Consider the following 7,109-nt stretch of genomic DNA (forward strand, 5'->3'; position numbering starts at 1 on the left):
GCATAACTCTGTGATTAAGTTATAAAAGTCTGCTGATAACCTGTTAATAACTAAAACCCCGGGCCTTATTTCAGGCCGGAGGCTTTTTTTTTGGGGCCCCGCAGCGTACAGCGCGCCTGGCCTTGGTTTGCGGTTATTTCAGCGCATCGGGAAGCCGGATGTTCTTAAACGAAACCCTGACGATGCCGCCGGGGAGTTCTTCTCTGGCGCTTATGTCTCCCGCAAACTGATAGGGGAACACTCTGGCGGTGTCAGCGGTATTGCTGAAATAGAGCTCGGTTCTCATGGCGGGAGTATTAAAGTCCGTTTTCCGGCAGACCTTGTCCCGGCTGCAGGCCTGAGCCCGGATCCCCTGACTTATGATATAGCCCCAGAGAGCGTGCTCCGCGGAGTGCATGCCATTTCTCCAGAGATGCTGCTTCCTCCCGAACCGCACCTCGCCGTATTTTCTGTCGGTGTATTTGGTGAGCCAGAGCTTAAGAGAATCTCCGAGATCGTATTTGCCGGCCAGAGCCAAGGTGAGGGCGGCCTGATCCAGTTCGGCATAAACCCACCAGCTGGCGCCGCTCTTCCGGGAGTTTTCATACCATTCCCGGCCGTCGGGAGTGGCGGCTTCCTGCACGGTATGGAGCATGCCCTTCCAGGCCTCAGCGGCAGTTTTTTTATCTCCCAGATATGAGGCGGCCAGAAGCTCCATGGCAAAGCCCTTCACGGTATGACCGTAGTCTGAGTGTTTGGCATTGGGGCCGGAGCATTCCGGTCTCTCCAGACAGCCCCGGAATGAAAGCCCGTCCTCCTTGAGATAATGCTTCTTCATGCTGTTAATGACGGCGGCGATGTTTTCCTGAAAGTCAGCCATTTCCGTTTCCGGAAGGAGCCGCCAGATAAGCAGCATATAGGCATTCAGCTGATCCAGCGCGGCCACGAGCTCCTTTTGATCGGTCTTTTCAGAGGGGCTGTCCGCGAGCACCCATTTCATAAGCTGAGTTTCCCGGTCGTAGTAGTTACTGAAGAGATACTTTTCCGTATTGAGGATGGCGGCGATAACCTTGGGATCGTGGGTGAGGTAGGCATTCATGGCCAGGCCCACCAGAGCATAGGCGAGATCCTGACTGGTGCGCTGATTTTTTTCCGGAGCTCCCTTTCCGGAGCTGTCAATGACGGTATAAAACACCCCCTCCGGATCCCGGGCATATTCCAGGAGGTAGCGGACGCCGGCCTTATGGAGTCTCAGGCATTCGGGGTTTCCGGTCAGGTTAAAAAGAGCGCCGTACGCAAAGGTTTGCCGGGAGATCATTCTGACAAAGTCCTGTTTCATGATCTCGGGCATTTTACCGTCCCGGGAAGGAGCGTCATCCGGGCAGACAAAGCTTTCCGGAGTGATCTGGCTGCCGTCGTTGCAGCGCCAGGTGGGAAATTTGCCCAGAGGGTTTCCGAATGCTGTAGGGTTAAGCCAGTACTTTTCCAATACGGCCGCATGATCCTGCCATTCCTCCGGGGACGGAATGTAGCCCCGGGTTTCCGCGGCTTTGGCTGCGCCGGTCAGAACGCTCATGGAAAGGAGGGTAAGAACTAAATAGGGGCGTAAAAGCTTCATGATGACACCTGTATGCTTGCGGGGAGAGGAGATTATTTGCAATGCCTGCTTTCAAAGATTTTCCGGAGGACTTAATCAGGTTTTATCACAAAAGCTTCCGGTACTGGAATTTCCCGAGGCATTTTTTGGGAGATTCCGGCGTTTTGTTTCCGGATCGCGGAGGTTTTGCCGCATTTTCATGAAAGCTGCCGGAAGCCGCAGCGGGAAATAAAAAACCGGCGCCATTTTGAGTGACGCCGGGAAGAGAGGAAATTTTGGAAATCGGTTAATCGGAAGTCAGGAGAATCTTATCAGGGTTCTCTCTGACCGGAACTGTTAGCAGCGCTCGCCGGTAACGTAGCTGAAGCAGTAGGCGCGGGTTACGGGAGCCAAACGGTTAACTGCAACGTATTTGTTAAATAATCTTCTCATTTTGCTTACCTCGTTAAATATGTTATGGGGTACCAAAAGCCTGCGGCGCGGAATCCGGCATTACTTTACGTAGCTGAAGTAGTAAGCGCGGGTTACGGGAGCCAGACGGTTAACTGCAACGTGCTTGTTAAATAATCTTCTCATTTTGTTTACCTCTTGTTAGTTAATTAAGGCATCCGGTTGATTCCGGGTTACTTCACATAGGCGAAGAAATAGGCGCGGGTTACGGGGGCCAGCCGGTTCATGTCTGAAACATGTCTGTTAAATAATCTTTTCATGGTCTTTTCCTTTGTTCTTTCCTAGTCTTAACGTTACTTGCTGTTACTTAAACCTTTTTGAGATCCCTGGGGATCCGGAGTTACTTCACATAGCAGAAGAAGTACTGGCGAGTTACGGGAGCCAGACGATTGTCTGCAACGTATCTGTTAAATAATCTCTTCATTTCGTGTTCCTCCGAAACTTTTTCTTTGCTCATCTCGCTGAGCACATTTTCATAATAGTGATATAGAGCACAGAATGCAATAGCTAAATGAAACAATTTTACAAAAATTTTTAATGAAACTGTTTTCAAGTTTCTGAAAACAGTTTCAAAATTTGCGAGTATTTTAGGACTTTGTTCAGATCAAACCTTTTGATTATAAGGTTTTGCCCTTTTTCGTTGCTGCCAGATTGCAGATCTGCTGGTGCTTTTTATGAAAGTTTTGACCAAAATAAGACGGAAATTCATAGAAACAAAATTTCATAAAGCTGCGCTAATTTGAGAAGAAGATCACGCTGATTAGATAACCGTGGCAAGCTCTGTTGTTACCCCTGGAGAGAGGCAGAGGGAGTACAGGGGGAGAGACCCCGGGAAAGCAATTATGAAGGGAGCAGTTTTTTTGCCGGGCGGTTTCGGGAAAGCCGCAGAGATCGAGACTTAGCCGGACAGGGGTTTCTGTTCCGGCATGACTGGCTTATGCGGCATCTTTTCCTTCCCGAGCTTCCTTCAGCAGAAACGCCGCCTGAAAGACGCAGATGAGGGCAATCAGGATATAAAGAGCGTAAACAAACAGCCGCCCATGGCTGGCATACGGGGTGCGGCCCTGATTGGGGGTCATGATCCCGGAAAGATGTCCGGCAATGTTTTCCCCCAGAGAACCGGTAATGACGCCCCGGCTGTCAATGATGGCCGTGATGCCGTTGTTGGTGGCCCGGAGCACCGGCTTCTGAAATTCCATAGCCCGCATTCTGGCGATGTTAAGATGCTGCACAGGGCCCTGAGTGCCGGTAAACCAGCCGTCATTGGACAGAGTGACAATAAAATTGGTTGCTGCCTTTATCTGCTCCCGGAGTTCATTGCCGAAGATTATCTCATAGCAGATGGCGGAGGCGGCATTCAGTCCCAGCACCTCAATATTGTCCTGTTCCGGAGCGCCGGGATTGAAGGAGCTCATGGGCATATTAAACATCGGCCCCAGGCGGCGGAGAAACTGCCGTATCTGCCGGGGAATGTATTCTCCCACGGGAACCAGATGCTTTTTCTGATAACGGTTTTTATGGAGCAGCTGATAGTTTTTGATCCCCTGAGCATCCATCATGCCCAGAGCAATTACGGCGTTATAGAATTTGAGACCGTGATTGGCATCAGGATCGTCAAACCCCAGAGGCGATTCCTCGTAATACTGGATCCCGGTAATAAAGCCGATGTTTTTATCTTTCATGTAGTTGTCGAGCTCGGAAATCACGTGAATGCCGTTTTTGTCGTTTTCCAGATCGTTTTCAAAGGCCGGCACTGCAGATTCCGGCCAGATCATAATATCCGTGTCCGGAGCGTTGTTTGAAAGCTGGTAGTAGGTTCTGATAATGGGAATGACATTTTCCGGCCGCCATTTGGTTTCGGTTTTGATATTGCCCTGAATCAGGGTGACCCTGACCGGATTCAGCGGGGCTGTGAATGACAGATCAGTCGCAGCAGCAGCGGCGGTTAAAATGAATATTCCGGCGGTGATGCAGACTGGATTTTTCCGGGCCGCGGAGAGACTCACGCTCATGCTGAGCAGCACCAGAAGCAGGGTAATGCCTTCACCGCCTACAAGAGGAGCAAAATTGCTCAGAATGCTGTTTGTCTGGGTGTAACAGAGCCAGTCCCAGGGAAAACCGCTGATAAACCAGGCATTAAAGACATCCGACATGCTCCAGAATACCGGAAAAAGCACCAGATAGCGGAGCCAGAGGGTTGTCCGGATCAGTCTCACGGAGATCCAGGCTCCCAGAGCCGGCAGGAGAGAAAAGTACATGCAGAAAAATACAATGATCCCTAGGGCCAGAACAAAGGGCATTTCTCCGAAGGAGGTCATGACATTGAGGATCCAGCTCAGGGATACTGTATGAAAAACCGTTCCGAATATCAGCACGGCAAAGAATGCTCTTTTCGGGGTGCTTTGTTTGATAAGAATGATTCCGAACAGAACGAGTCCGATAACGGTCAGGAGCCACTGACCCGGAATTTGCTGCATAAAGCCCAGGCTGGCAATGACTGCTGCCGGAGGGCAGCCAATCAGCGCTGCCAGCTTTTCAGGGGAATATTTTCCGGAAGAGCCGTCACAGCAGCATTTCCGGATTAGCTTCTTAATATTCATAGGGGGATATCTGTTCTAAAGCGGAATAGAGCCGGGATGCCGCGCGATCCCGGAATTCAAGGCGAAGGATTACTCCTCTTCCCGGGGATTTACGGTCATCTGGAGCAGATGGATGCTTCTCTTGTCTGCGGACAGCACCTTGAAATCAAAATTTTCAATTGAGATGGAATCGCCCTTGGCCGGGAGATGCCCGAAGGCATGCAAAACCATGCCGCCTATGGTGTCATACTCGTCATTGGTGAAGTCAGTGCCGAACTTTTTATTAAAGTCCTCGATGGGCGTCAGGCTCAGGATATGGTACAGGGAGCTGTTTATTTCGGTGATGTTTTCCGGAGCATCATCCTCTTCGTCATATTCGTCCTCGATTTCTCCCACGATAAGCTCCAGGATGTCCTCGATGGTTACCAGTCCGGACACGCCGCCGTATTCGTCCACCACAATGGCCATGTGATAGCGGCACTGCTGAAATTCCTTGAGGAGCTTGTCCACCCGCTTGCTTTCCGGGACAACCACCGCCGGCCGGATGATGTCCGTTACCGGAGCGTTTTCATGAGTGACGATGTATTTCAGGAGATCCTTTACCAGAAGAATGCCCTCAATATGATCCTTGTCTTCATGGATTACCGGATAGCGGGAATTGCCGGATTCAATGATCTTGGGTATTACATCATTAATGCAGGCGGCGGAGGGCAGGGTGTTCATCTGAGATCTGGGAATCATGATATCGCGTACCCGGAGCTCCGAGATTTCAAAAACTCCCTCCAGCATATCCTGGGTGTCTTCGTCGATAATGTCCCGTTCCCCGGCTTCGGTGATAATGTCTGCCAGCTCGTCCTTGTCGTTGGGTTCGCCCTTGAGCATATGACCCAGACGTCCAAGCCAGTTGCTGCGTTTCTGCGGATGCTGATTTGCTGTGGCGGAGTGCTCTACGCTACGCTCGTCGCTCATAATGTTAACGGTAATACCGCTCCTTGTGCGTTTACAAAATTACAAAAAATGCCGGGGTATTATAAACCTTTTCCGGGCCGGTTTTCGGGGGAATGCCGGGAAAATGGGGAAATGCGCCGTAAAAAGGCAAAGCCGGGAAGGAAAGCAGGCAACACGGAAATTGCTGCTTTCGTGAGCTGCCGCTTTGCTATTCTTCATCATCCCGGTAGGGATCCGGAAAGCCCAGTTCCCGGAGCGCGGCGGTTTCCCGGGTTTCCATTTCCCGGGCTTCTTCATCCGTAATGTGATCAAAGCCCAGAAGATGCAGGGTGCCGTGCACCACCATGTGAGCCCAGTGCTCCTCCGGAGTTTTGTTTTGTTCCCGGGCTTCCCGTTCCACGACGCTTTTGCAGATCACCAGGTCGCCGAGGTAGTTTTCAGGCAGCTCCTCCCGGGCTTCGGGCGGGAGATCCTCGGGAAGCTCATAGGGGAAGGAGAGCACATTAGTGGGTCTGTCCACGTGCCGGTACTCCATATTAAGAGCGTGGCTTTCATCCTCCTCGGCAATCCGGACGGTCATGGCGGCATTTGCGACAAGATCCCGGGCGGCGGTTTCGGCGTATTTTACAAGATCTGCTTCCTCCGGAAGTCCGGCAGTTTCCTTAACGGCAATCTGATAGTCTATGGTAATCATCTTTAGCTAATCCCTGACAAGCTCGCCCCGGAGGGTGTGAGCCATAACATAGGTAATTTTCACATTTCTGAAGGAGCCGATAAGCTCCGGATCCCCCGGGAAGTTCACCGTGCGGTTGTTGTCGGTGCGGCCCCGGAGCTCCTGGGAGCTTCTTACGGAAAGTCCGTCAATAAGCACCTTCTGGACGGTATCCAGCATTTCCCGGCTGTAGGTCTGGGCAAAGAAGTTAATGCGTGCCTGGAGCTCATAGAGACGTTCCTTTTTTTCCGCCAGGGGGACATTATCCTCCATGGCGGCAGCCGGAGTGCCGGGGCGGGGAGAGTAGATAAAGCTGAAGCTCTGATCGAAGCGCACCCGGTCTATGAGATCCATGGTGTCCCGGAAATCCTGCTCCGTTTCCCCCGGGAAGCCCACAATGAAGTCGGAGCTCAGGGAGATATTCGGACGCGCTGCTCGCAGCTTGTTTACCACCTCGAAGTATCTTTCCCGATCGTACTTCCGCCCCATAAGCTTCAGGATTCTGTCCGAGCCTGACTGCACCGGAAGATGCAGGGAATTTGCGATACTGGGGAGATCCCGGAAGGCAGTGATGATTTCGTCTGAGAGATCGTGGGGATTGGAGGTGGTGAAACGGATCCGTTCCACTCCCGGAATTTCAGCGGTGAGATACAGGAGCTCGGCAAAATTGCAGATCTGTCCTCCGGCATAGACGCCGCAGTAGGAGTTCACATTCTGTCCCAGCAGGTTGATTTCCCGGATGCCCTGGGATACCAGAATTTTTATCTCCTCAATGACTGCTTCGGGAGACCGGCTCATTTCCTGTCCCCGGGTATAGGGCACGATGCAGTAGGTGCAGAAGTTG

At 51.7% G+C, this 7,109-nt stretch carries 5 protein-coding genes; all 5 read right to left on the reverse strand.

What is annotated here, in order from left to right; translation table 11 throughout:
- Nucleotides 1–133: 133 nt before the first annotated feature.
- A complete protein-coding gene (locus tag ACJROR_RS04840; RefSeq protein WP_406546109.1) occupies nucleotides 134–1,597 on the reverse strand; it encodes an AGE family epimerase/isomerase in 1,464 nt (487 codons plus the stop codon).
- A 1,364-nt stretch (nucleotides 1,598–2,961) separates the two neighbouring features.
- Entirely contained in the window at nucleotides 2,962–4,626 is a 1,665-nt protein-coding gene (lnt, locus tag ACJROR_RS04845; protein WP_406546110.1) for an apolipoprotein N-acyltransferase, read from the reverse strand.
- A gap of 69 nt (nucleotides 4,627–4,695) precedes the next feature.
- Nucleotides 4,696–5,574 (reverse strand): HlyC/CorC family transporter, encoded by an 879-nt coding sequence (locus ACJROR_RS04850; protein WP_406546111.1) that lies wholly within the window; start codon nucleotides 5,572–5,574, stop codon nucleotides 4,696–4,698.
- 187 nt (nucleotides 5,575–5,761) lie between these two features.
- Nucleotides 5,762–6,247 carry an rRNA maturation RNase YbeY gene (gene ybeY / locus ACJROR_RS04855; RefSeq protein ID WP_406546112.1) on the reverse strand — a complete coding sequence of 162 codons (486 nt, stop codon included), beginning with the start codon at nucleotides 6,245–6,247 and terminating at the stop codon, nucleotides 5,762–5,764.
- 6 nt (nucleotides 6,248–6,253) lie between these two features.
- A partial coding sequence (gene miaB, locus ACJROR_RS04860) for a tRNA (N6-isopentenyl adenosine(37)-C2)-methylthiotransferase MiaB (protein WP_406546113.1) occupies nucleotides 6,254–7,109 on the reverse strand: 856 nt, incomplete at its 5' end.

Source organism: Succinimonas sp. (genome assembly GCF_045225735.1).
Lineage (GTDB): Bacteria > Pseudomonadota > Gammaproteobacteria > Enterobacterales > Succinivibrionaceae > Succinimonas.